General features: G+C 71.7%; 17 protein-coding genes and 1 pseudogene. 9 read left to right on the top strand and 9 right to left on the bottom strand.

Translation table 11 applies throughout. The annotated features are described in order from the left end of the window. Nucleotides 1–16 precede the first annotated feature (16 nt). Nucleotides 17–2074 carry a phosphocholine-specific phospholipase C gene (locus QBL25_RS33875; RefSeq protein ID WP_409060755.1) on the bottom strand — a complete coding sequence of 686 codons (2058 nt, stop codon included), beginning with the start codon at nucleotides 2072–2074 and terminating at the stop codon, nucleotides 17–19. A gap of 527 nt (nucleotides 2075–2601) precedes the next feature. Here QBL25_RS33875 and mgtA point away from each other — a divergent pair. Continuing rightward, complete coding sequence (mgtA, locus tag QBL25_RS33870; RefSeq protein ID WP_409060754.1) at nucleotides 2602–5313, top strand: magnesium-translocating P-type ATPase; 2712 nt, start codon at nucleotides 2602–2604, stop codon at nucleotides 5311–5313. Here mgtA and helR read toward each other — a convergent pair. Continuing rightward, nucleotides 5295–7499 carry an RNA polymerase recycling motor ATPase HelR gene (helR, locus tag QBL25_RS33865; protein WP_409060753.1) on the bottom strand — a complete coding sequence of 735 codons (2205 nt, stop codon included), beginning with the start codon at nucleotides 7497–7499 and terminating at the stop codon, nucleotides 5295–5297. The two genes, mgtA and helR, sit on opposite strands and share 19 nt — an antisense overlap. A 283-nt stretch (nucleotides 7500–7782) precedes the next feature. On the opposite strand from helR, the gene QBL25_RS33860 reads away from it, so the two are divergent. Together QBL25_RS33860 and QBL25_RS33855 are read left to right on the top strand one after the other, a co-directional pair. After that, complete coding sequence (locus QBL25_RS33860) at nucleotides 7783–8973, top strand: serine hydrolase domain-containing protein (protein ID WP_409060752.1); 1191 nt, start codon at nucleotides 7783–7785, stop codon at nucleotides 8971–8973. A gap of 58 nt (nucleotides 8974–9031) precedes the next feature. After that, nucleotides 9032–9730: a TetR/AcrR family transcriptional regulator gene (locus QBL25_RS33855; protein WP_409060751.1), complete on the top strand. Its 699-nt coding sequence runs from the start codon at nucleotides 9032–9034 to the stop codon at nucleotides 9728–9730. On the opposite strand, the gene QBL25_RS33850 is transcribed toward QBL25_RS33855, so the two are convergent. Then, nucleotides 9706–10179 (bottom strand): carboxymuconolactone decarboxylase family protein, encoded by a 474-nt coding sequence (locus QBL25_RS33850; protein WP_409062872.1) that lies wholly within the window; start codon nucleotides 10177–10179, stop codon nucleotides 9706–9708. The genes QBL25_RS33855 and QBL25_RS33850 overlap by 25 nt on opposite strands. Nucleotides 10180–10277: 98 nt before the next feature. Then, on the bottom strand, nucleotides 10278–12875 hold the full coding sequence (locus QBL25_RS33845; RefSeq protein ID WP_409060750.1) for a glycoside hydrolase family 3 protein: 2598 nt from the start codon (nucleotides 12873–12875) through the stop codon (nucleotides 10278–10280). A gap of 350 nt (nucleotides 12876–13225) precedes the next feature. Here QBL25_RS33845 and QBL25_RS33840 point away from each other — a divergent pair, with 350 nt between their 5' ends. The 3 genes from QBL25_RS33840 to QBL25_RS33830 all read left to right on the top strand — a co-directional run bounded on the left by QBL25_RS33840 (nucleotide 13226) and on the right by QBL25_RS33830 (nucleotide 15536). After that, nucleotides 13226–14158, top strand: a complete 933-nt coding sequence (locus QBL25_RS33840) for an NADP-dependent oxidoreductase (protein WP_409060749.1) — start codon at nucleotides 13226–13228, stop codon at nucleotides 14156–14158. 125 nt (nucleotides 14159–14283) lie between these two features. Next, nucleotides 14284–14964 carry a GNAT family N-acetyltransferase gene (locus tag QBL25_RS33835; protein ID WP_409062871.1) on the top strand — a complete coding sequence of 227 codons (681 nt, stop codon included), beginning with the start codon at nucleotides 14284–14286 and terminating at the stop codon, nucleotides 14962–14964. Between the two features lie 56 nt (nucleotides 14965–15020). Continuing rightward, complete coding sequence (locus QBL25_RS33830; protein ID WP_409060748.1) at nucleotides 15021–15536, top strand: FBP domain-containing protein; 516 nt, start codon at nucleotides 15021–15023, stop codon at nucleotides 15534–15536. Nucleotides 15537–15542: 6 nt separating this feature from the next. Here QBL25_RS33830 and QBL25_RS33825 read toward each other — a convergent pair whose 3' ends face one another. Continuing rightward, entirely contained in the window at nucleotides 15543–15932 is a 390-nt protein-coding gene (locus QBL25_RS33825; RefSeq protein WP_409060747.1) for a (2Fe-2S) ferredoxin domain-containing protein, read from the bottom strand. Between the two features lie 127 nt (nucleotides 15933–16059). On the opposite strand from QBL25_RS33825, the gene QBL25_RS33820 reads away from it, so the two are divergent. After that, nucleotides 16060–16497, top strand: coding sequence for a VOC family protein (locus QBL25_RS33820; protein WP_409060746.1), 438 nt, complete (start codon nucleotides 16060–16062; stop codon nucleotides 16495–16497). Between the two features lie 107 nt (nucleotides 16498–16604). Here QBL25_RS33820 and QBL25_RS33815 read toward each other — a convergent pair whose 3' ends face one another. Then, nucleotides 16605–17951 carry a 6-phospho-beta-glucosidase gene (locus tag QBL25_RS33815; protein ID WP_409060745.1) on the bottom strand — a complete coding sequence of 449 codons (1347 nt, stop codon included), beginning with the start codon at nucleotides 17949–17951 and terminating at the stop codon, nucleotides 16605–16607. 162 nt (nucleotides 17952–18113) lie between these two features. On the opposite strand from QBL25_RS33815, the gene QBL25_RS33810 reads away from it, so the two are divergent. Next, nucleotides 18114–18992, top strand: a complete 879-nt coding sequence (locus QBL25_RS33810) for a hypothetical protein (protein ID WP_409060744.1) — start codon at nucleotides 18114–18116, stop codon at nucleotides 18990–18992. A gap of 64 nt (nucleotides 18993–19056) precedes the next feature. Beyond that, nucleotides 19057–20374: pseudogene (locus QBL25_RS33805) on the top strand (MFS transporter). Nucleotides 20375–20422: 48 nt separating this feature from the next. Here the strand turns inward: QBL25_RS33805 and QBL25_RS33800 are convergent. The 3 genes from QBL25_RS33800 to QBL25_RS33790 all read right to left on the bottom strand — a co-directional run bounded on the left by QBL25_RS33800 (nucleotide 20423) and on the right by QBL25_RS33790 (nucleotide 22923). Next, on the bottom strand, nucleotides 20423–20929 hold the full coding sequence (locus tag QBL25_RS33800) for a thioesterase family protein (RefSeq protein WP_409060743.1): 507 nt from the start codon (nucleotides 20927–20929) through the stop codon (nucleotides 20423–20425). Beyond that, nucleotides 20926–21918, bottom strand: coding sequence for a 3-hydroxyacyl-CoA dehydrogenase NAD-binding domain-containing protein (locus tag QBL25_RS33795; protein ID WP_409060742.1), 993 nt, complete (start codon nucleotides 21916–21918; stop codon nucleotides 20926–20928). The genes QBL25_RS33800 and QBL25_RS33795 overlap by 4 nt, the downstream gene beginning before the upstream one ends. 108 nt (nucleotides 21919–22026) lie before the next feature. Beyond that, nucleotides 22027–22923 carry a 3-keto-5-aminohexanoate cleavage protein gene (locus QBL25_RS33790; RefSeq protein WP_409060741.1) on the bottom strand — a complete coding sequence of 299 codons (897 nt, stop codon included), beginning with the start codon at nucleotides 22921–22923 and terminating at the stop codon, nucleotides 22027–22029. Nucleotides 22924–22976 lie beyond the last annotated feature (53 nt).

Genomic DNA, 22976 nt, shown 5'->3' with positions numbered 1-22976 from the left:
CCTCGGAGAACCTCGCTCAGACGGTGGCGAGCGCGGGATCGCTGACGCCCGCCTGCCCGTTCTCCACGTGCCCGGCGAAGCGCCGCAGGAAGGTGGCGTCCGCGTCGGACTTCACCGTCACGTCGTACCAGCGCTTGCTCGCCCGCAGGTCGACGGTGTGCTCGACGCTGCCGCCCGCCTTCACCTTGAAGGTCTGGGCCGCGCCGCCGTAGCGGTTGGCGACGCTGAGGTTCACGTCGGCGGTGCCCGTGTTCTTCAGGGTGAGCCTGAGGTTGCCCGTCGTCTTGTCGTGACGGGCGGTCACCTCAGGTCCCGCCTTCTTGCCGGGCCCCTGGAAGACGCGCAGGAAGCCGTTCGGCCCGAACACCGACAGGTCGTAGGCGCCCTTGGAGTAGGCCGTGTTCCAGGTGTCGGCGATCTGCTTGCCGGCCTCGGTGGTGTACGTCCAGGGCCCGTCCGTGCGGTTGCCGGAGCGGACGTGGAAGCAGACGCCGGCCGCCTCACCGCCGCCGAACGTGAGCGTGAACTTGCCGTCGGCGGGCGTGGCTGTCCCGTCCACCAGCGGTGCGTACGGCAGCGGGCGCGCGGGCCGGGAGCCGGACTCCTGCTTGGGCAGGCTCCCCTTCGCCGGGGCCTTGGGCACGTAGTCGGGGTGGCGCTCCTTGTCCGGCGGCTCGTAGGCGCCGGTGTCCGGCAATGACGCGGGATCGGTGTCCTGGCCCGCGAAGTCGAAGGCGGAGGTGAGGTCACCGCAGATGGCCCGGCGCCAGGGCGAGATGTTGGGCTCGCGCACGCCGAAGCGCTTCTCCATGAACCGGATGATCGAGGTGTGGTCGAAGACCTCGGAGTTCACGAAGCCGCCGGTGCTCCACGGCGACACGACGACCATCGGGACGCGCTGGCCCAGGCCGTAGTGCCCGGCCGCGTAGGAGGCGTTGCCCGGGAAGTGGTCCAGGGCGGTGGCGACCGTGGACTTGCCCTGGTTGGCGTCCTTGGGGACGTACGGCGGGACGATGTGGTCGAAGTAGCCGTCGTTCTCGTCGTACGTGATGAACAGCGCCGTCTTGGCCCATACAGCGGGGTTGGAGGTGAGCGCGTCCAGGACCTGCGCGATGTACCAGGCGCCGAAGTTCACGGGCCAGTTCGGGTGCTCGCAGAACGCCTCGGGCGCGGCGATGTAGGAGACCTGCGGGAGCCTGTCGGCCTTCACGTCGGCCTTGAGGATGTCGAAGTAGCCGTCGCCCGCCTTGGCGTTCGTGCCGGTGCGCGCCTTGTCGTAGAGGGGATCGCCGGGCTTGGCGTTGCGGTACTTGTTGAAGTAGAGCAGCGAGTTGTCGCCGTAGTTGCCGCGGTAGGCGTCGTCTATCCAGCCCCAGTGCCCGGCCGCGTCCAGGCCGTCGCCGATGTCCTGGTACACCTTCCAGGAGACCCCGGCCTGCTCCAGGCGCTCGGCGTACGTCGTCCAGTCGTAGCCCGCCTCCTGGTTGCCGAGGACCGGGCCGCCGCCCTTGCCGTCGTTGCCGACGTGGCCCGACAGCATGTAGTAGCGGTTGGGGTCGGTGGCCCCCATGAACGAACAGTGGTAGTCGTCGCAGACGGTGAACGCGTCGGCCAGGGCGTAGTGGAACGGGATGTCGTCGCGCGTCAGGTACGCCATCGTCCGCTCGGACTTCGCGGCGATCCAGTTGTCGTACTTGCCGCTGCTGAAGGCGCTGTGACCGCCGGCCCAGTCGTGGTCGAGGCCCGCGATGAACTGCATGCCGAGGTCCTCGGCGTCCGGGTGGAAGGGCAGCACTTCCTTGCCGCCGCCCGACTGGTGCCACACCGGTTTACCGCTCGGCAGGGTCACCGGGCGCGGGTCGCCGAAGCCGCGTACGCCCTTCATCGTGCCGAAGTAGTGGTCGAAGGAACGGTTCTCCTGCATCAGGACGATGACGTGCTCGACGTCCTCGATGGAACCGGAGCGGCGCTGGGCGGGCAGGGAGGCGGCACGGGCGATGCTCTGGGAGAGCGACGCGAAGGCCGCGGTGCCTCCGGCGAGCTGCATGAACCGGCGCCGATTGAGTTCTGGCATGAGTGAATTCGACCTCGTGGTGTGGGGTGTGGGGGACGTGAGCGGGTGCAGTGTGTCAAGGGGAGCAAGCATCGGGGAAGGGGCCGTGACCTGGATGTGAAGAGAAGTCCAACCTTTTGCGGGTGGGACACAAGGCCTGACCTTATGGGGACCAAAGTCCCGTATTTGACATATCTGTACCGACATGCCTGACTTGGCCCTGCACCGCTGGATGGTGCGTTCTTCCGTGTCCCGCGTCGCAAGGAGGTGTTCGGGATGAGTCCCGAAGGAAGTCCTTGCGTCAGCGCCACGTCCCACTGAAGCGGCATCGCTCGCTGAAGCGGTCTCGCTCACAGAAGCGGCTTCGCTCGCCGGAGCGCTCGCGCTTCCCGGCCGTGGCGTAGCGCCCGGCCCACCCTTCCGTCACGCGGTGACGCAGCCGCCGCCCCGCGGCGCCGTGCCTGCCCCGCCGACGGTTTCCCCCTTCACATCCATGTCCCTGTGCGCGGGCGTGCTTCGCCGTGCCCGCACACGGAGGGAGGTCTGCCATGAACAAGCTGATTCCCCAGGTACGCCCGGCGACGCCGGGCGCAGCCCCCACCGACAAGCGCACCCGCCAAGCGGCCGAGCTGGACGCCCGCACCCGCGAAGTCGGCGCCCGCCTGGCCGAGTTGAGCGCCCTGCCCGCCCACGAGGTCCTGCGGCGGCTCGGCACGGACACCCGCGGCCTGCGCCAGGACCAGGTCCTCGAGCGCCTGGAGCGGTACGGCGAGAACGTCGTCGCCCAGGAGCGCGCGCCGCACTGGACCAGGCAGCTCGCCACGTCCTTCCGCAACCCCTTCATCGGCGTCCTGGTCGCGCTCGCCGCCGTCATGTACTGGCAGGACCCGGCCGACCCGGGCGTCTGGATCCTCACCTCGATGGTGCTGATCAGCGGCCTGCTGCGGTTCTGGCAGGAGTTCCGCTCGACCCGCTCGGCCCAGGCGCTCAAAGCCCTGGTCACCACCTCCTGCACGGTCCGGCGCCGGTGGAGCCGGCACCCCGGCACCGAAGAGATCTCCATGGAGCAGGTCGTGCCCGGCGACCTCGTGCTGCTCGCCGCGGGCGACCTGGTCCCGGCCGACCTGCGGCTGCTCACCGCCAAGGACCTGATGGTCGGTCAGGCCGCCCTGTCGGGCGAGTCGCTGCCGGTGGCCAAGGCCGACACCCGCGCCCTCGACCTCGGCCGGCACGCGGGCGGCGACCCCGTCGAGGCCGACAACCTCTGCCTGACGGGCACCTCGGTGACCTCGGGCACGGCGACCGGCGTGGCCGTCGCCACCGGCGCGGACACCTACTTCGGCTCGATGGCGGGCGCCCTGGCCGGCGACCGCCCGCAGACCGCGTTCGACGTCGGCGTGCGCCGGGTCAGCTTCCTGCTCATCCGCTTCATGCTGGTGATGGTCCCGGTCGTCTTCGCGATCAACGGCTTCACCAAGGGCGACTGGGACCAGGCGCTGCTGTTCTCGGTCTCCGTGGCGGTCGGGCTCACCCCCGAGATGCTGCCGATGGTCGTCTCGGCGAACCTGGCGCGTGGCGCGGTCGCGATGTCGCGGCACAAGGTCGTCGTCAAGCAGCTCAACGCGATCCAGAACCTGGGCGCGATGGACGTCCTGTGCACCGACAAGACGGGCACGCTCACCGAGGACCGCGTCGTCCTCGACCGCTGCCTCGACGTCCGCGGCGACGAGGACCGCGAAGTGCTCGAACACGCCTACCTGAACGCGCACTTCCAGACGGGACTGCGCGGCCCGATGGACCAGGCGGTCGTCGACCGCATCGACGAGGCCGAGGAGGTTGTCGTCGACCGGCTCTTCACGATGGTCGACGAGATCCCCTTCGACTTCGCCCGGCGGCGGATGTCCGTCGTGCTGCGCCGCGACGGACTGTCCGGACCGGCCGACGAGCACACGCTCGTCGCCAAAGGCGCGGTGGAGGAGGTCGTCGAGCGCTGCGGCCACGTCATGGACCGCGGCGAGCGCGTCGAGCTCACCGCCGAACTGCGCGCCCACGTCGTGGACCTGAGTGAGCGTCACCACCGCACGGGCCGGCGCGTCCTCGCGGTCGCGACCCGTACCGTGCCGGCCGAGCACGACACCTACACGGCGGCGGACGAGGCCGACCTGACCCTTGTCGGGTTCCTGGCGTTCCTCGACCCGCCGAAGCGGGACGCCGCCGACGCCCTGCGCGCGCTCGCCGGCAACGGCGTCGCGGTCAAGGTCGTCACCGGCGACGACGAACTGGTCGCCGCCCGGGTCTGCGCGGACGTCGGCCTCGACGTCAGCGAGCTGATCACAGGCGCGACCGTCGACCTGGTCGACGACGCGGAGCTGCGCCGCCTCACCCGGACGACCACGGTGTTCGCGAAGGTCAACCCGGTCCAGAAGGCACGGATCGTCCGGGCCCTGAAGGCCGACGGGCACACCGTCGGATTCCTCGGCGACGGCATCAACGACGCGGCGGCGCTGCGCGAGGCCGATGTGGGCGTCTCGGTCGACACGGCCGTCGACATCGCCAAGGAGTCCGCGGACATCATCCTCCTGGAGAAGGACCTGATGGTCCTGGAGCGCGGCGTCCTGATGGGCCGTCAGACCTTCGGCAACACCGTCAAGTACATCAAGATGACGGCGTCGTCGAACTTCGGGAACGTCTTCTCCGTCCTGGTCGCGTCGGCGTTCCTGCCCTTCCAGCCGATGCTCGCCATCCACCTCCTGGTGCAGAACCTCTGCTACGACATCAGCCAGCTGGCGATCCCCTGGGACCGGATGGACGAGGAGTACCTGAGCAAGCCGCGCGCCTGGGACGCCCGGGGCATCGGCCGGTTCATGATCCGGATCGGCCCGATCAGCTCGGTCTTCGACATCACCACCTTCCTGGTGCTGTGGTTCGTCTTCCGGGCGGACTCGCCCGCGCAGCAGACCCTCTTCCAGACGGGCTGGTTCGTGGAGGGCCTGCTGTCGCAGACGCTGATCGTGCACATGATCCGTACGCGCCGGATCCCGTTCCTCCGGTCCCGCGCGTCGCTGCCGGTGCTGCTCATGACGGGCGCGGTGATGGCCTTCGGTCTCTGGCTGCCGTTCTCGCCGCTGGCGCCGGCCCTGTCGATGGAGCCGCTGCCGATGAGCTACTTCCCGTGGCTGATCGGGACGCTGCTCGCGTACTGCACGCTCACCCAGGTGGTGAAGGGCCGGTACATCCGGCGCTACGGCAGCTGGCTGTGACCCTGCGGGGCGCGGCCCGGGCGGCTCGTGAGGACGACGAGCCGCTGGGTCGCCCGGGTCATCGCGACATAGCGGTCGACCGCGCCCTCGATGCCCGCGCCGAAGTCCTCCGGGTCGACGAGGACGACCAGGTCGAACTCAAGCCCCTTGGACAGCTCCGGGGTCAGTGACCGCACGCGGTCCGTCTCCCGGAAGGCGGGATCGCCGATGACACAGGCGATCCCGTCGGCGTGGTCGGCGAGCCAGCCGTCGAGGACCGCGCCGAGCTCCGTCACCGCGCCGTACGTGACGGGGACGCCGCTGCGGCGGACGGAGGCCGGCACGTTGGCGTCCGGGAGAGCGGCCCGGATGACCGGCTCGGCCTCCGTCATGACCTCCTCCGGCGTCCGGTAGTTGACGCTCAGGGACTCCACGGTGACGCGGTCGAGCCCGATCCGCTCCAGACGCTCCTGCCACGACTCCGTGAATCCGTGCCGGGCCTGCGCGCGGTCGCCGACGATGGTGAAGCTCCGGGAGGGGCAGCGCAGCAGCAGCATCTGCCACTCCGCGTCGGTCAGCTCCTGCGCCTCGTCCACCACGACGTGCGCGAACGGACCCGCGAGCCGGTCGGGGTTGCCCGGGGGCAGTTCGGACTCGTCGACCAGGCTGACCCGGGCGTCCTGGCCGCGCAGCATCCGCACCAGGCCCTCGCCGTCGTCCCCGTCGGCGCCGGAGGCGGACGCGGCGTCGATGAGGTTGTCGACGACCTGCGCCATCTGCTCGCGCTGGGCGTCGAGGATCGCCTCGTGCCGGCGCTTGCGGCGGGCCGCCTCCGGGTCGCCGAGGCGCCGGCGCGCCGCGTCCAGGAGCGGCAGGTCGGACAGCGTCCAGGCCTGGGGCGCCGCCTTGCGGCCCAGTTTCGCCACCTCGTCCGGGCCGAGCCAGGGCGCGCACATGCGCAGATAGGCGCGCACCGACCACAGGTCGCCGACGAGGTCCGCCGCTTCGAGCAGCGGCCACGCCCGGTGCAGGGTGGTGACCAGTTCCTCGTCGTGCCGCAGCTGCCTCTCGAAGAGCTCGCCGGGCACGTCCCCGTCGAGCTTGTCCAGGAGGATCGCGACGAGCTCCTCCCAGATCAGCTCGCGTGCCTCGTTGTGCGGGGTGCCGTGGCCGGCCGCGTCGAACGCCTCGGCCCAGTCGTCGGCGCTCAGCCAGACGTCGGCCCAGTCGGTGGAGACGGTCATCCCCTGGGTGGGCGGCTCCTCGTAGAACCTGACGGCCTTCTCGACGGCCTTCACCATGTCGGCGGACGACTTCAGGCGGGCCACCTCCGGGTCGCTCTCCGGCTTCGCGGTGGCTCCCTCGGCGACGAGGTCCTGGAGGACGCACGTCTGCACGCCCTCCTCGCCGAGGCTGGGCAGGACGTCGGCGACATAGTTCAGATAGGGCCGGTGCGGGCCGACGAAGAGCACGCCGCCCCTGCTGTGGCCCAGCCGGGGGTCGGAGTAGAGGAGGTAGGCCGAGCGGTGCAGGGCGACGACGGTCTTGCCCGTACCCGGACCGCCGTCCACGACGAGGGCGCCCCGGGAGCCGGCCCGGATGACGGCGTCCTGGTCGGACTGGATGGTGGCGAGCACGTCGCGCATCCGGGACGAGCGGTTGCCGCCCAGGCTGGCGATGAAGGCGGACTGGTCGTCGAGGGCCGCGTGCCCTTCGAGCCCGTCGGCGGTGAACACCTCGTCCCAGTAGTCGCTGATCCGGCCGTCGGTCCAGCGGTATCTGCGGCGGCTCGCCAGGCCCATCGGGTCGGCGTGGGTCGCCGCGAAGAACGGCTCGGCCGCGGGGGCGCGCCAGTCGAGGAGCAGCCGACGCCCCTCGCTGTCGGTGAGGCCGAGCCTGCCGACGTAGACGGGCTCGGGGTCGTCGGCGGTCACGATGTGCCCGAGGCACAGGTCGAGACCGAATCGGCTCAGGGTGCGCAGGCGACCGCTCAGGCGGTGGATCTCCAGGTCACGGTCCATCGCCTCCCGGCCGATGCCGCCGGGCGCCTTGCGCTGGGCGTCGAGACGGTCGGACACGTCGGCGACGGTCTGCTCGAGGCTCTGTGCGATGGCCGCGAAGTGCTTCTCGTCCCGGGCGATCAGCGTCGGGTCGGCCTTGGGGGCGAGACGGTCGGGAAGGTCGAACGCAGACAGCAACGCAGGCACTAGGTAGGTCTCCCGTTTTCGCAGGTCCTGGCTTTGGCCTGTGATTGTGCGGGACGACCGGGGCCTTGCCGCAAGCCCCCCACTGCGCTATAAATTAAGAGTGGCAAGGAGTGCGAACACCTCCTTGCCTCTTCTTTTTGCCCTCCTTCTCCTCCTCCCCACTCCCCCTCCCTTCTCCTCCCCCCACTCTTCTTCTGCTCTCTCCTGCCGCCGCACTCTAGGTGCCGTGGGCAACCATGCGCGAGGATGTGCGGGCCCGCGCTTCCAGCGATCGAGGAGAGTCATGACCGCACGCATCCACGGCACCTGCGCTCCGGGATTCGAGGGCGTACGCGAGGAGTTCGAGCGGAACTTCACCGAGCGCGGCGATCTCGGTGCGGCCGTCGCGGCCACCGTGGACGGCGAGTTCGTCGTCGACCTGTGGGGCGGGGACGCGGACAAGAGGGGCACGCGCCCGTGGGAGCGCGACGCGCTGGTGAACGTGTACTCCACGACCAAGGGGATGACCGCGCTGTGCGCGCATCTCCTGGTGGACCGGGGCGAGCTCGACCTGGACGCGCCGGTGGCCCGCTACTGGCCGGAGTTCGCCCAGGAGGGCAAGGCCGGCCTGCCGGTGCGCTGGCTGCTGAGCCACCGCGCCGGTCTCATCGCGCCGCGCGAGCCCCTGACTTCCGAGGACCTCTACGACTGGGAGAAGGTGTGCGGGGCGCTTGCCGCGACGCCGCCGTGGTGGAAGCCGGGTTCGGCGCAGGGGTACCACGCGGTCAGCTTCGGCTATCTGGTCGGTGAGGTCGTCCGGCGGATCACGGGGGTCTCGCTCGGCACGTTCCTGCGCCAGGAGGTCACGGGGCCGCTGGGGGCGGACGTCTTCGTGGGGACCCCGCCGAGCGAGCACGGCCGGTGCGCGGACATGGCGAAGCCGCTGGCCGCGGACGGCCCGCGCAGCGCCCTCGGCTCGGCTCCGCCGCCCGCGCCGCCGGTGGCGTCGATCGACGAGCACCCGATGGCCCCCGTCACGCTCGCCCTGCGGTACCTGCCCGTCGAGAACGTCAACGGCGCCGCCTACCGGTCCGCCGAGATCCCCGCGGCCAACGGCCACGCCTCCGCCCGGGGCCTGGCGACGGTGTACGCGGCGCTGGGCGGCGGAGAGCTGCTGAGCCCCGCGGCACTGGAGCGGCTCAGGACCCGGCAGGGCGAGCCCGACGAGCGGGACCTGGTGCTGGCGGCGGGCACGGCATGGGGCGAGAAGTGGGAGTGGGGGCTCGGCTACATGCTGAACCTCTACGGGCAGGCCGGGCCCAATCCGCGGGCCTTCGGGCACGGGGGCGCCGGCGGGTCCTACGCGTTCGCCGACCCCGAGAACCGCGTCTCCTTCGCGTACGTGATGAACCGGATGGGCGGCGGGACCTCCGGGGAGGACCTGCGGAGCGTGCATCTGGTGGGGGCGCTGTACCGGGGGTTGGGGCGGGACTGACGCAGGGGTCGCGGGGCGGGACGGCAGGTGGTGGGGCCGGGGAACGTAATCTGCCTCCATGGAGCAGCACACCCCGCGCCACCGCCCGACAGGGCAGTACGCCGCCGCCGACCCCCGCAGAGCGGCGATCATCGACGCGGCTCTCGCGCTCTTCGCCAAGGCGGGGTATCTGAACTCCTCCCTGGCGAAGATCGCCGCCGAGGCGGGCACGTCCGCCACCGTGATCACACACCACTTCGGTTCGAAGCGGCGGCTCCTGATGGCGGTGCTCGAAGCCCGCGAGGAACGCACCGTCCGCACCTTCGGACGGCTGCATCCCGACTCCGGTGGTGACGACGTGCGCGCGCTGTTCCACGAGGTGCTCGCGCTCGCCGCGTACAACCTGACCCAGCCGGGGCTCATCCAGCTCTACACGAAGCTCTCGGCGGAGGCCGGCGACCCCGCGCACCCGGCTCACGCCTACTTCGCCGAGCGGTACGCACGGGTCGCCGCTTCCCTTGCCTCGGTGCTGCAACGCGCGGTCGCGTCAGGGCAGTTGAGGCACGACATCGATCCGGAGAGCGTCGCCCGGGAGATCCTCGCGGTGTCCGACGGACTCCAGGTCCAGTGGGCGATCGCCGAAGGGGCCCTGGATTTCGTCGGGTTGTACCGGGCACACCTGGACCGGCTCACCCAAGCTCTCACCGTGGACGGCGAGGGACTGGGCGAGCCGGCCGCCCGTGGCACCGGCCCTCAGCCGTACATGCCGACCTCGTAGTCACCCGCGGGCTGCCGGGTGATGACGTTGCCGCGGTTGAAGGCGTTGATCACGGCGATCAGTGTGACCAGCGCCGCCAGCTCCTCTTCGTCGTAGTGCTTGGCGGCGTTGGCCCACACGTCGTCCGGGACACCCCCGGCCGCGTCCGCGATCCGCGTGCCCTCCTCCGTGAGCTCCAGCGCGGCGCGCTCGGCCTCGGTGAACACCGTGGCCTCGCGCCAGGCGGCGACCAGGTGCAGACGCACCGGGGACTCCCCCGCATGGGCGGCGTCCTTGGTGTGCATGTCGACGCATCCGGCGCAGCCGTTGATCTGGCTGGCGCGCAGCAGCACCAGTTCGCGCGTCGCGGCCGGCAGCGTCGACTCCAAGAGTTCCTTGCCGGCGGCGACGACGTGCTTCAGGGCCTTGGCCGCGATCGGGCTTGCCATCAGGTTCAACCGGGCTTCCATGGTGCACTCCTTGGTCATGGGCGCTGGGTACACCCTCTGGACGGATCAGCCCCGCGCCCTGTGACACGCACCCGGGTGACGCGGGTCACCCGCCCCGTCTAGCGCGCCACCCCCGTGAGGCGGATGTCGCGCGACGACGATCCGACGTACACCGCGCGCCGCCCCTCGGGGCGCACCCAGTGACCGCGGTCCGTGTCCCAGTACGACAGCCGGCGCTCGGCGATCCGCACGCTGATCCGGCGCGACTGCCCCGGGCGCAGCTCCACGCGGTCGAAGGCGGCGAGTGTCTTCACGGCCATCTCGACGGCGGCTCCGCGCGGGGCCCCCACGTACACCTGCGGGACCTCCGCGCCCGTGCGCCGCCCCCGGTTGGTCACCGTGAACGACACCTCGTAACCCGTGCCCGCCCTGCGCACGGACAGGTCGCGGTAGCCGAACTCCGTGTAGGACAGGCCGTGTCCGAAGGGGAAGAGGGGCTCGACGTCCGCCTTGTCGAAGCCGCGGTAGCCGGTGAAGATGCCCTCGCTGTACGTGACCGTCCCGTCGACGCCGTAGTAGCGCTCGGGGTGGGCGGGGTCCAGGGTGGGGTGGTCGGTGTCCTTCTTCGGCCAGGTCACCGTGGCCTTGCCGCACGGGTTGGCGCGCCCGGTGAGCAGGTCGGCGGTGGACCAGCCGCCCTCCTGGCCGACGTACCCGGTGTGCAGGATCGTGCCGACCTCGCGGCGCCAGGGCATGGTCGCCGGGCAGCCGGTGGTCAGCACGACGACCGTACGCGGATTGGCCCGGGCCACGGCCGTGATCAGCTCGTCCTGGTGGGCGGGGAGCGTCAGCGTGGTGAAGTCGCCGCCTCCGCCCACCGATCCGCCGGAGCCGTTGAAGGCGAAGACGACCGGGGTGTGGACGCGCCGGGCCAGCCGCGCCGCGGCGGCGACCGAAGCGGCGCGCCGGTCCGGTGTCACCCAGGCGAACCGCACCTGGACCGGGCCGCGTCCGGCGATGGTGGACGCCCAGCCGGTGGCCTTGACGAGGACCTGGTAGGACCGGCCGCCGGTGAGCTCCACGGGTTCGGCCTGGCCGTTGTCCAGACCGTCGGTCGTGGGGACGATCGAGGACCACTTGCGCGCGAAGCTGTCGCGGGCGCCCGCCGCGGTCGTCAGCTCCTTGCCGTCGAGGCTCAGCGAGACGGCCGCGCCCCAGCCCTGGATCTTGAGCGCGTACTCGCCGGTGGCGGGCGGCACGAAGGTACCGGTCCACTCGGCCGTCGTACCGACGGGCAGGGCCGTGCCGCCGACGAAGTCGACCGTCCGGTCCGTGCCCTTTTGCTTGCCGCCTTCCGTGCGCGTCAGCCCCTCGGGGAACGCGGACGCCGGTACGGCCGTGCCCGTGAGGTCGACGCCGACCTCGTACGCGATCTTCCGCTTGGTGCTGCGGCGCAGGGCGTCGAGGGGGCTGATCAGGCGCTCCTCGAAGCCGTACGCGCGCTCGCCGGAGACCGAGGTGGCGACCTGGCCCGCGGTCGGGCCGATGAGCGCGAGGTCGCGCAGGGCGGCGTGCGACAGAGGCAGGCCGCCGTCGTTGGCGAGCAGCACCGCGCCCTGTACGGCGACTTCGCGGGCGACCCGGGCGCCGGCCTCGACGTCGATGGTCCTGCGGGCGGGGACGCGGCTGCCGTCGAGCATGCCGAAGGCGTCGTACCGGCCGAGGATGCGGGAGACGGCGGTGTCCAGGGCGGCCTCGGGGACGGACCCGTCCTGGATGGCCCGCTTGAGCGGCTCGCCGTAGAAGGAGCCGTCCCACATCTGCATGTCCTGGCCCGCTGCGAGCGCGGCCGTGGAGTGGGTGGCGCCCCAGTCGGAGGTGACGAAGCCCTGGAAGCCGAGTTCGCCGCGGAGGATGTCGGTGAGGGTGGTGCTCTGCTCGGAGTTCCACTCGCCGTTGAGGTGGTTGTACGCCGACATGACCGAGGCGACCCCGGCGCGCACGACGGCTTCGAAGGCGGGCAGGTACAGCTCGTGCAGGGTGCGGTCGTCGACGACGAAGTCGTAGGAGTTCTCCGGATTCTCCCGGTCGAACTCGTGCAGGCGCTGGTTGTTGGCGAGGAAGTGCTTGGCCTGGGCGAGCATGCCCTGGGCCTGGACGCCCTGGACCTGGGCGGCGCCGATCAGGCCGTTGAGGTAGGGGTCCTCTCCGGACTGGTCCTTGTTGCGGCTGAAGAAGGGGGTGCGGGAGAGCTCGATCTGCGGGGCGAGCAGCACGTCCATGTCGAGGGTGCGGCCCTCACGGCCCATCACTTCGCCGTACCGGCGGGCCAGTTCGAGGTTGAAGGAGCAGCCGAGCGTGGCGACCGGCGGGAGGCCGGTGGCGGACCGGGTGACGTTCACGCCCGCGGGGCCGTCGCTCAGGCGCAGCTCCGGTATGCCCAGGCGCTGCACGCCCGGCAGGTATCCGGCCTGGCCCAGCCGTCGCGGGTCGGTCGCGCCGTGCACGAGGCTGATCTTCTCGTCGAGGGTGAGGCGGGCGACGAGCCCCCGGACGCGGCGCGTGGCGGCGGCCCCGCCCGGGGAGGTGGCGGTCCCCGGGAGGGCGGTGGCCCCCGGGGCGGCGGTGGCGGCCGGGGATGCGGCGGCCACGAAGGCGAAGGCGGCTGCGGTGCCGCCCAGTTGCTTCAGAAGTTCACGACGGGTGGTGGCAGGCATGGCGAAATGGCCTCCGAACGCGGCTCTGGGCATGCCGAACTGGGTCGACGACGCCAAGAGCTGAATGCGTCATCCGCGCCAGTGCGGTGTTACGGGGCCTGAGTCTTGATTGGTTGAACACTTAAGGTCAAGGCTCGCGTCAGCAAAACTTTATGGGTCGTTCAGTTTTGTCATGGGGTTCTCATTGCGACCTCGTGAACGCTGTGGTGTCCGGGGAATAGCGGGGCGATCATGGCGGTCGTCCTAGGTGGGATCCACGGTCCGCGGCCGACGGTTCACGGCCGACGGTGCACGGCGCGAAGCACGGCTCGGGGTCACGGCTCGAATCACGGCTCGAAGCGAGGGAGCACATGTCCAAGGCGTACGTATTCACCCGGTTCGGCGGCCCTGAGGTGGAGGCCTTCGTCGACCAGGACCCGCCGGAGCCCGGCCCGGGGCAGCTCCTGGTCGCGGTGCGGGCCGCGGGGGTCAACCCGGTCGACTGGAAGCTGCGGGCGGGCAAGCGGCGGCCTGGAGCGCCGCCCGCCGCATTCCCCGAGGTCCTCGGCAGCGAGGCCGCGGGTGTGGTCGAGGCGGTCGGCCCGGACGTCGAGGGCTTCGCCGTCGGCGACGCGGTCTTCGGCAGTCCCGTCACCGGCGGCTTCGCCGAGTACACGCTCCTGCCCGCCGCGCGCACCGCGCACAAGCCCGCGGGCCTGACCTTCGCGGAGGCCGCCGCGCTGCCCGTGGCCGTGGCGACGGCGTACGACGGGCTGCGCCAGCTGGAGCTGCCGGCCGGGGCGACGCTCCTCGTGACCGGGGTCGGCGGCGGGGTCGGCGTGGCGACGGCCCAGCTGGCCCGGCACCGCGGCATAAATGTCGTGGGCACGGCGAGCGCGGGCAAGAAGGACTTCGTCGAATCCCTGGGCGTGGTGCATGTGCCGCCGGGCCCCGAGCTGGCGGACCGGGTACGGGCCGCCGCGCCGGGCGGCCGCGTCGACGCGGTCTTCGACCTGGTGGGCGGGGAGGACCTGGTGGCCGTGGCGGCCCTGCTCCCCGACCCCCGGGGAAAGCTGATCACGGCCGCCGCCAAGGAAACGGTCGGCGAGCTGGGCGGTGCGGCCGTCGAGCGGGAGCGGACCAGCGCGGTCCTTGAGGCGGTGGCGCGGCTCGCCGCCGACGGGGTGCTGCGGCCCGAGGTGACGGCGACGTATCCGCTGGAGCGGGCCGGGGAGGCGCTGCGTGCGGTGGAGGACGGGCATGCGCGGGGCAAGGTCGTGATCGTGATCGAGGCGGGCGCGTGAGCGGGACCGGCTCCGGGCCCGGCGTCGACGCCCCGGGCAACCTCCGTACCGCGCCGACGCCCGCGCCCGCGCCCGCCCCGGGGGCGGGGGCGGGGGCGGGGGCGGGGGCGGCGGGGGCGCACCCCCTGGACAACCCCGCCTACGCCTCGCTGACCGGGCCCCATGCGGGGTTCGCCGAGCGGCGAGGGCGGGTGGTGCGGTATCCGCTGGACGTGTCGCCGTGGGTGGGGCTGCCCGAGGCGCCGGGAGCGGACGACTGGGCGGATCTCGCCGCGCTCGCGGGGGCCGGGGCGGATGTGCCGCTGGCCGGGGTGCGGATGGACCTGCCGGAGGGGTGGGAGGTCACGTTCGACATGGCGGGCGTGCAGCTGGTGGACGCGGGGGTGGCGGCGGCGCCTTACGCGGAGGCCGTGCGGCTCGGGGCGGCCGATGTGCCGGAGATGCTGGACCTGGTCCGGCGTACGGAGCCGGGCCCCTTCCTGCCGCGGACCGTGGAGCTCGGGACGTACCTCGGCGTGCGGCGCGGGGGCGCTTTGGTGGCGATGGCCGGGGAGCGGTTGCATCCGCCGGGGTGGACCGAGATCAGCGCGGTGTGCACGGACCCGGCCCACCGGGGCGAGGGGCTCGCGACACGGTTGATCCTGGCGGTGGCGGCGGGGATCAGGGAGCGGGGGGAGACACCGTTCCTGCACACGTCGGCCCGCAACGTCGGAGCCATCCGCCTGTACGAGTCGCTGGGCTTCACCCTGCGCCGAACGACGAGATTCTTCTCGGCACGGGTACCGGAGGGGGCGGGGCGGGGCTGAGGTGCGGGGGGAAATGGACACGACGGGCACCCACCCGCGTTGGTAAATTCCGGATCATGGAACCTATCGGCGAGCAAGAGATCCGCGCGTCCTTCGTCAACTGCTCCAAGGGCGAAGCCCGCAGACTCACCCTCCCTGCGGGCTTCCCGGAGACCCCCTGGCCAGACCTGGACTTCCTCGGCTGGAGGGACCCCAAGGCCCCGGACCGCGGGTACGTCGTGGCGGAGCGGAACGGCGAGTATGTGGGCATCGCCCTGCGCGCCTCGACCGGCACCCGCAAGAGCCTGCTCAAGTCCAGCATCTGCTCGGTCTGCGTCACCCCGCAGTCCGGCTCGGGCATCACGCTGCTCGTGGCCCCCCTCGCGGGCCCCGCGGGCCGGCAGGGGAACTCGGTCGGCATCTACGTCTGCGCCGACCTGGCCTGCTCCCTCTACGTGCGGGGCAAGAAGACCACGGCCCTGGCCCGCCGCTTCGAGGAGAGCCTGACCCTGGAGGAGCAGAACGCGCGTACCGTCGCGAACCTCCACGGCTTCCTCGACCGGGTCCTGGACGGCTCGACGGCCGCGGCCTGACCCGCCTCAGGCCTTCCGGGGGTCGACCACCTGGAGCGTGAGCGCCGCCGGCGGTGGGGCGATCCCCGGGCCTCCTGCCTCGGCCCACTCCACTATCTCGTCGATCGACTCGTCGTCCAGGGCGAAGCCGATCCAGACGGCCCTGCCCCCGCGTCGGCGCCCTTCCCTGGAGGGCTGTACGACGATGATGTTCGCCTGCCCGCAGGGCCCTAGGCAGTCGCTCGTACGCACCGCGAACCGTCCCGCCGAGGCCGCGGCGGCGGCCCGCATCCGTGCCAGCTGCCAGTCGTGGTCGGTGCCGGGGTTCTTCCGCGCGTCGCCGCAGCAGCAGCCCCGGCACACGACCAGCGTGCAGGGGCGGGAGGCGGCGGATCCGATGGAGATGACGGGACTCATCGGGTGATCATCTCAGCTCCGTTGTCGGACCCTCGTGGCACGCTCGGTCCAGCGCATCCCGCGGCAGGCAGTCCCGCGGAAGGGCATGGGGCCCGCGCGCGGACGAGGACAGAGGAGCGCCGTAGTCATGTCGACCCAGTGGACCATCACCGTCGATTGCGCCGAGCCGGCCAAGCTCGCCAAGTTCTGGGCCGTGGCCCTGGGTTACGCGGAGAAGCCGCCGCCCGAGGGCTTCGACAGCTGGGAGGCGTGGTTCGCGCACCATGACGTACCGGCGGAGGAGTGGGACGACGGCGCCTACTTGACGGATCCGGACGGCGTACGGCCCGGCCTCTCCTTCCTCAAGGTCCCCGAGCCGAAATCCGCCAAGAACCGGCTGCACCTGGACCTGTGGGTGGGCGGCGGCCGTGAGACCCCCTGGGAGGTGCGGTGGCCGCGGGTCCTCGCGGCGGTCGAGAAGCTGACGGCCGCGGGGGCGACCGTGATCCGGCAGCACGACCTGCGGGGAAAGCCGGACCACGTGGAGATGGCCGACCCGGAGGGCAACGAATTCTGCCTGGTCTGAGCTGAGCCGAGCCGTGCGGGGCAGGGGCACCGCGGGGACACGCCCTGCCCGCGGCCCTCCCCGCATCGGACCCGCATCGGACCCACACCGGCCCGATCCGCCCCCGCTCACCCCAAGTACGCCAGCCCCGGATGCACCGCCCGGTATCCCTCCACCAACCGCCGTGCCACCTCCACCGAATCCACCAGCGGGTGCAGCGCGAACGCCTTGACCGCCGTGGTGCGTGAACCGCTCTCCGCCGCGGTCAGGATCTCCCGCTCCACCGCCTTCACCGCGCACACGAGCCCCGTCGCGTGGCCGGGCAGCGGGTCCACGGCCATGGGGTGGGCGCCGTTGGCGTCGACGGAGCAGGGGACCTCGATCACCGCGTCGGCGTCCAGGGCCGACAGGGTCGTGCGGTTGCGGACGTTGAGGATCAGGGTCGTGCGTTCGTCCCGGGCGATCGCCCGCATCAGGGCGAGGGCGACCTTCTCGTACCCACCGGATTCGAGGTCCTCGGCCGCCCGCTCCCCCACGCCCGCGGCCTCCCGGTTCTCCGCCATGTACGTGGCCTCGCGCTCGGCGCGGGTGGCGTCCCAGGCCTTCAGCGCCGAGGCCACCTCGTCGCCCCGGCCCAACTGCTCGTAGAAGCGGGCCTGTTGGTCGCGCAGGAACGCTCCCCGCGTCTGCTCCGCCTCCTGATAGGCGCGGACCGCCTCGCGGTTGTAGTAGTAGTAGTGCAAGTACTCGTTCGGGACGGCACCCAGCGATTGAAGCCACTCGGCGCCGAACAGCCGGCCCTCCTCGAACGAACCCAGGAGTTCCGTGTCGCCCAGGAGCCGCGGCAGCTCGTCGCGTCCCGCGATCCGCAGGCCCCGCAGCCAGCCCAGGTGGTTGAGCCCGACGTAGTCGATGAACGCCTCGTCCGGGTTGCCGCCCAGGATGCGCGCCACCCGGCGCCCCAGGCCCACCGGCGAGTCGCAGATGCCGATGACGCGGTCGCCGATGTGCCGGGACATCGCCTCGGTGACCAGGCCCGCGGGGTTGGTGAAGTTGATGACCCAGGCGTCGGGGGCGAGCCGCCGCACCCGGCGGGCGATGTCGACGGCCACGGGCACGGTCCGCAGGCCGTACGCGATGCCGCCCGCGCCGACCGTCTCCTGCCCGAGGACGCCCTCCGCGAGCGCCACCCGCTCGTCGGCCGCCCGCCCTTCGAGGCCGCCCACCCGGATCGCGGAGAAGACGAAGTCCGCGCCCCGCAGAGCCTCGTCGAGGTCGGTGGTGGCCGTGACGGTGGGGGCGTCCGGCACCCCGGCCGCCTGCTCGGCAAGGACCCGGGCGACGGCGCCGAGCCGCCCGGCGTCCAGGTCGTGCAGCACGACCTGGGTGACCCGGCCCTCGGCGTGGTCGCCGAGCAGCGCGCCGTACACGAGCGGAACGCGGAATCCGCCGCCACCGAGAATGACCAGCTTCACGTCTCAACCACCTTCTGTCGGAACGGCCGCCGGACGGCTGTCGGAACACCCGGCCACCGGCACACGCACATCTGTCGGCCTGTCAGAACTCACCCGCCGACAGAGGTCACGTTACGTACGATTGCCCGGCAGCGATCGACCCCCCACGGAGGTAGCGCACCGATGACACACCTCAAGACGTACGCGAAGGCATCAGCCGCCCTGCTCGGCGCCCTCGCGCTGGCGGTGAGCGCCACTGCGGGCGCGTCGGCCGACAGCGCCCCCAGATCCCCCGGCGGCTGGCAGGAGTCCGGCGTCTCGTCCGTCAACTCCCTCACCGGCAGCCAGGGTCTGGCCAGCCGCGCCGACGGCAGCCTCCTCTACCGGGGCCTCGCCTCGATCCCGCTCGACCTGCGGGCCAAGGGCTGGGGCCACATCGGCGACCCGGACATAGCCGCCGGCCACACCTTCGACGCCTACCAGGGCGGCGACGACGCGCAGTCGAAGATGTACGCCGTCACGACACCCGGCGGCAAGCGCTACCTGTACGAGCACCGGCTCGACGCGGGCGAGAAGCTCAACAACTCCTTCGCGGCCGTCTCGCCCGACGACCAGTGGCTGGTGTCCGGCGAATGGGGCGACCAGAACCGCCTCCAGGTCTTCCCCGCGCCGCTCCTCAACTCCTCGACCCCGCCCACCGGCGGCGCGCTGCCCCAGGCCGGCCAGATCTCCCTCGACAAGCCGGTCCGTGACATCCAGGGCTGCGACTTCGTCTCCGCCACCCGCCTCGTGTGCGCGTCGAACGACGCGTCGAAGGAGCTGTGGCCCCAGGACCGGCCCGTCCTCCAGGTGGACCTGCCGCACGCGCTCGACGGAAAGCAGGTCACGGGCACGGTCACGAGCCTGTTCGCCGCCCCGCAACGGAGCATCTGCCGCGGCACGTTCGAGACGGAAGGCGTCGACTACGACTCCCCGCGCCGCACGCTGCGCGTCGAGGTCGTGCCGCCGGCTCCGTGCCTGGTGACGACGTCCGTCTACGCGTACAAGCCGACGACGGGCTGATCCGCGGGCCCGCTCCGGGCGCGGCCCGCCGGGGTGGGACGTGTGCGGAGGTGCCGGGCGGGGGATGGTCGCGATCATGACACAGCAACACCGGCACGGATCCGTGTCCGACCCGCTCCCCGCCCGGACCCGCCGCCCCGTACGGCAGCTGCTCGCCGCGTCGGTGGGCAACGCCGTGGAGTGGTACGACTGGTACGCCTACACGTTTCTCGCCACCTACATCGCCGACCAGGTCTTCCCCAAGGGCTCGGGCAACTCCCTGGTGCCGCTGCTCTCCACGTTCGCGGTCTTCGCGGTCGGCTTCTTCATGCGTCCGGTCGGCGGGCTGCTCATGGGCACGGTCGCCGACCGGCGCGGCCGGCGTGCCGCGCTGACCGTCACGATCCTGCTGATGGGCGGGAGCAGTCTGCTGGTCGGCCTGACGCCGACGTACGCGTCCGTGGGGGGTGCTCGCACCCGTCGTCCTCGTCCTCGCGCGTCTGCTCCAAGGGCTTTCCGTGGGCGGTGAGTTCGCCGCCTCGACGACCTTCCTCGTCGAATCCGCGGGGCCCGGGCGGCGCGGACTCTTCTCCAGCTTCCAGTACGTGTCGACGAGCGCGGGGCAGCTCGCCGCGTCCGGCATCGCGGCCCTGCTGGTCGCCACGCTGTCCGACGGGCAGATGGACGGCTGGGGCTGGCGGCTGCCCTTCTTCGTCGGCGCGGTGCTCAGCCTGGTCGGCTTCTGGATCAGGCAGGGCGCGTACGAGACCCATCAGGCGCCCAGCGAGAAGGCCGAACGCCCCGGCCTCTTCGACGCGCTGCGCAGCTATCCGCGTCAGTCCCTGCTGATCTGCGGCATCACGGCCGGCGGCACGATCGCGTACTACACGTGGACGTCGTACCTGCCGACCTACGCCGAGCTGAACACCGACATCAGCAAGAGCCAGGCGCTGCTGTCCGGCACGCTCTCCCTCGCGTTCTTCGCGCTGCTCCAGCCGGTCGGCGGGCTGCTCTCCGACCGCTTCGGCCGCAGGCCGCTGCTGCTCTTCTTCGGGATCGGCTTCGCCGTCCTGAGCGTGCCGCTGCTGCGGTCCCTCGACGGTTCGTTCGGCTCGCTGCTGCTGGTGCAGTGCGCGGGCATGGTGCTGCTCACCGGCTTCACGTCGATCTCGGCGGCCGTGAACGCGGAGGTGTTCCCCGCGCGGGTGCGGGCGGCGGGGATCGGCTTCCCGTACTCCCTGACGGTCGCCCTCTTCGGCGGGACGGCCCCGTACATGGGCACCTTGTTCAAGGAACTCGGCAACCCGGGCCTCTTCCCCTGGTACGTGGCCGTGCTGTGCCTGGCGTCGTCGGCGGTTTACCTCAAACTCCCGGAAACGGCCCACAAGGAACTGGAACGCTAGCGGGGCCGGTCCCGGCGACGACGGGAAGACCGGCGGCCGGTCGTTCGGTCAGGCCCGGCGGGGTACCTCGCCGATGGAGCGGCCCGCCCACTCCGGGGGCGTTTCCGCGAGGGCACTGAGGTGCTCGCGGATCGAGTCCGGGAAGGGGGCCGACTTGCCCGCGTGCTGGTCGACGTGGAGGGCGAGGAGTTCGGTGGTCGCCACGGGGGTCGCCGCCGCGGCGATCTCCGCGTCGGGCTCCTCGACGACGTACAGCTCGTGCGTGAAGCGGGCCTTCTTGGCGTCCGCGCCCAGGATGCGGGTGCGGACGGCGAGGTGGGAGCCCTCCGCCACGTCGTCGAGATAGCGGATGTGCGCCTCGACCGTGTAGAGGGAGCAGCCGGTGGACTCGCGGTAGCCCGCGTGCAGGCCGGTCTCGATCATCATGGCGTCGGTGGCGTAGCCGAAGACGAGGACGTAGAACGCCTCGCTCATGTGGCCGTTGTAGTCGATCCACTCGGGCCGTACGGTCCGGTGGAGGACGGGCAGCGGCCCGGCGGTGGTGGACTCGCTCACTTGGTGTCCTCCTTCGTGCGCTGCTGCGGGAGGCGCCCCGTCGCTCGCAGGACGTCGATGACTCCCTGGTCGCGCTCGGCGACCAGGTCGGCGATGGTCCGCCCGTCCGCCGCGTCGTCGCATCCGGCGACCACGGCGTCGTACAACTCCTTGTCGAGCTCGGGTGCTTCGAGGCGCGTCCACGGGGACTTCAGGGACGGGCCGAAGTGGTCGAGCATGTGGGCCATGCCGCCCTCACCGCCCGCGAGCGCGAAGGTGAGCATGGGGCCCATGAACGCCCAGCGCAGGCCGGGACCTTCGGTGATCGAGTCGTCGATCTCCTTCACCGTGGCCTCGCCGTTGGCGACCATGTGCAGCGCCTCGCGCCACAGGGCTTCCTGGAGGCGGTTGGCGATGAACCCGGGGACCTCGCTCGCCATGGTGATCACGGACTTGCCCGCGACCTCGTAGAAGCGGGAGGTCCAGGTGACCGCGTGCGGGGCCGTCCGGTCGCCGCCGACCACCTCGACGAGCGGGATCAGATAGGGCGGGTTGAAGGGGTGTCCGACGACCAGGCGGCCCGGGTCGGCGGCCGTGGTCTGCATGTCGGTCATGGGGTAGCCGGAGGTGGAGGAGGCGATGACGACTCCGGCGGGCGCGGCGGCGTCCAGCTGGGCCAGCAGATCGCGCTTCAGCTCCAGCTTCTCGGGGGCGCTCTCCTGCACGAACTGGGCGTCGGCGACGGCCTCTTCGAGGGTGGCCGTGACGCGCAGGCGGTCCGGTGAGGCACCTTCGGCCAGGCCGAGCTGGGTGAGCGCGGGCCAGGCGGCGTCGACCAGGCGGCGCAGCTTCTGCTCGGCGTCGGGGGCGGGGTCCCAGGCGGTGACGTCGTAGCCGCGGGCGAGGTAGTGGGCGACCCAGCCGCCGCCGATGACTCCGGCGCCGACACAGGCGATACGGCGTACGTCTTCGGGGGCACAGGGGGCGGGAGGCGTGGTGATGTCGTTCATGCGGGGGTCCTACTCGTCGTGGGGGTTTTGGCGCGGGGGCGGGGTGGGGGCAGGGCGGGGGCCAAGGTGGGGTGTAGGGCGGGGTGCCGGGTGGGGCCAAACGCCCTGTCAGGCGCGGGGCTTCAGGCCGAGCTTCTGGCGCGCCTCGTCCGGCGTGGCGACGCGCGAGCCGAGGTTCTCGGTGATCTGCACGGCACGCTCGACGAGTTGGGCGTTGCTGACCTTGTTGCCCTTGCCGAGGTAGAGGTTGTCCTCCAGGCCCACGCGGACCTGGCCGCCGAGCAGGATGGACTGGGCGACCCACGGCATCTGCATGCGGCCCAGCGCGAAGCTGGCCCACTGGGCGCCCTCGGGCAGCATGTTGACCATCGCCTGGAGGACACCCGGTTCGGCGGGGGCGCCCCACGGGATGCCCATGCAGAGCTGGAAGACGGTGGGGTTGTCGAGCAGCCCCTCCGCGAGGAGCTGCTTGGCGAACCAGAGCTGGCCGGTGTCGAAGATCTCCAGCTCGGGGCGGACGCCGAGCTCCTGGATGCGCTTGGCGCCCTGGCGCAGCATGTCGGGCGTGGAGATGTAGAGGTTGTCGCCGAAGTTGAGGGAGCCGCAGTCCAGGGTGCAGATGTCGGGGAGCAGGTCCTCGACGTGCGGGAGGCGGTCCAGGCCGCCCACGAGGTCGGTGCCGGGCAGCTCGCCGAGGTCCTTCAGCGGCGCGACCGGATCGATGACGAGGTCACCGCCCATGCCCGCGGTGAGGTTGATGACGACGTCGGTGCCGGTCTCCTTGATGCGCTCGACGACCTCGCGGTAGAGCCGCGGGTCGCGCGAGGGGTCGCCGGTCTCGGGGTCGCGGACGTGGATGTGCACGACGGCGGCGCCGGCCTCGGCGGCCTCCACGGCGGAGGTGGCTATCTGCTCGGGGGTGACGGGGACGTGGGGGCTCTTGCGTACGGTGTCGCCGGCGCCGGTGAGGGCGGCGGTGATGATGACGTCTTGGTTCACGGGCATGGTGAACTCTCCCTCGGTGATGGGTTGTCGGTGTTCTCGGGAAGGCGGCGGGG

This window comes from Streptomyces sp. SYP-A7185, assembly GCF_046103685.1.
In the GTDB taxonomy this organism is placed as follows: domain Bacteria; phylum Actinomycetota; class Actinomycetes; order Streptomycetales; family Streptomycetaceae; genus Streptomyces.
This window is presented reverse-complemented; position numbering and strand designations above follow the sequence as displayed.

Excerpts from the sequence above, each read along its gene's own strand:
- QBL25_RS33875 (WP_409060755.1), bottom strand. The coding sequence starts at position 2,074 with ATGCCAGAACTCAATCGGCGCCGGTTCATGCAGCTCGCCGGAGGCACC.
- mgtA (WP_409060754.1), top strand. The coding sequence starts at position 2,602 with ATGAACAAGCTGATTCCCCAGGTACGCCCGGCGACGCCGGGCGCAGCC.
- QBL25_RS33860 (WP_409060752.1), top strand. The coding sequence starts at position 7,783 with ATGACCGCACGCATCCACGGCACCTGCGCTCCGGGATTCGAGGGCGTA.
- QBL25_RS33855 (WP_409060751.1), top strand. The coding sequence starts at position 9,032 with ATGGAGCAGCACACCCCGCGCCACCGCCCGACAGGGCAGTACGCCGCC.
- QBL25_RS33850 (WP_409062872.1), bottom strand. The coding sequence starts at position 10,179 with ATGGAAGCCCGGTTGAACCTGATGGCAAGCCCGATCGCGGCCAAGGCC.
- QBL25_RS33845 (WP_409060750.1), bottom strand. The coding sequence starts at position 12,875 with ATGCCTGCCACCACCCGTCGTGAACTTCTGAAGCAACTGGGCGGCACC.
- QBL25_RS33840 (WP_409060749.1), top strand. The coding sequence starts at position 13,226 with ATGTCCAAGGCGTACGTATTCACCCGGTTCGGCGGCCCTGAGGTGGAG.
- QBL25_RS33830 (WP_409060748.1), top strand. The coding sequence starts at position 15,021 with ATGGAACCTATCGGCGAGCAAGAGATCCGCGCGTCCTTCGTCAACTGC.
- QBL25_RS33825 (WP_409060747.1), bottom strand. The coding sequence starts at position 15,932 with ATGAGTCCCGTCATCTCCATCGGATCCGCCGCCTCCCGCCCCTGCACG.
- QBL25_RS33820 (WP_409060746.1), top strand. The coding sequence starts at position 16,060 with ATGTCGACCCAGTGGACCATCACCGTCGATTGCGCCGAGCCGGCCAAG.
- QBL25_RS33810 (WP_409060744.1), top strand. The coding sequence starts at position 18,114 with ATGACACACCTCAAGACGTACGCGAAGGCATCAGCCGCCCTGCTCGGC.
- QBL25_RS33795 (WP_409060742.1), bottom strand. The coding sequence starts at position 21,918 with ATGAACGACATCACCACGCCTCCCGCCCCCTGTGCCCCCGAAGACGTA.
- QBL25_RS33790 (WP_409060741.1), bottom strand. The coding sequence starts at position 22,923 with ATGCCCGTGAACCAAGACGTCATCATCACCGCCGCCCTCACCGGCGCC.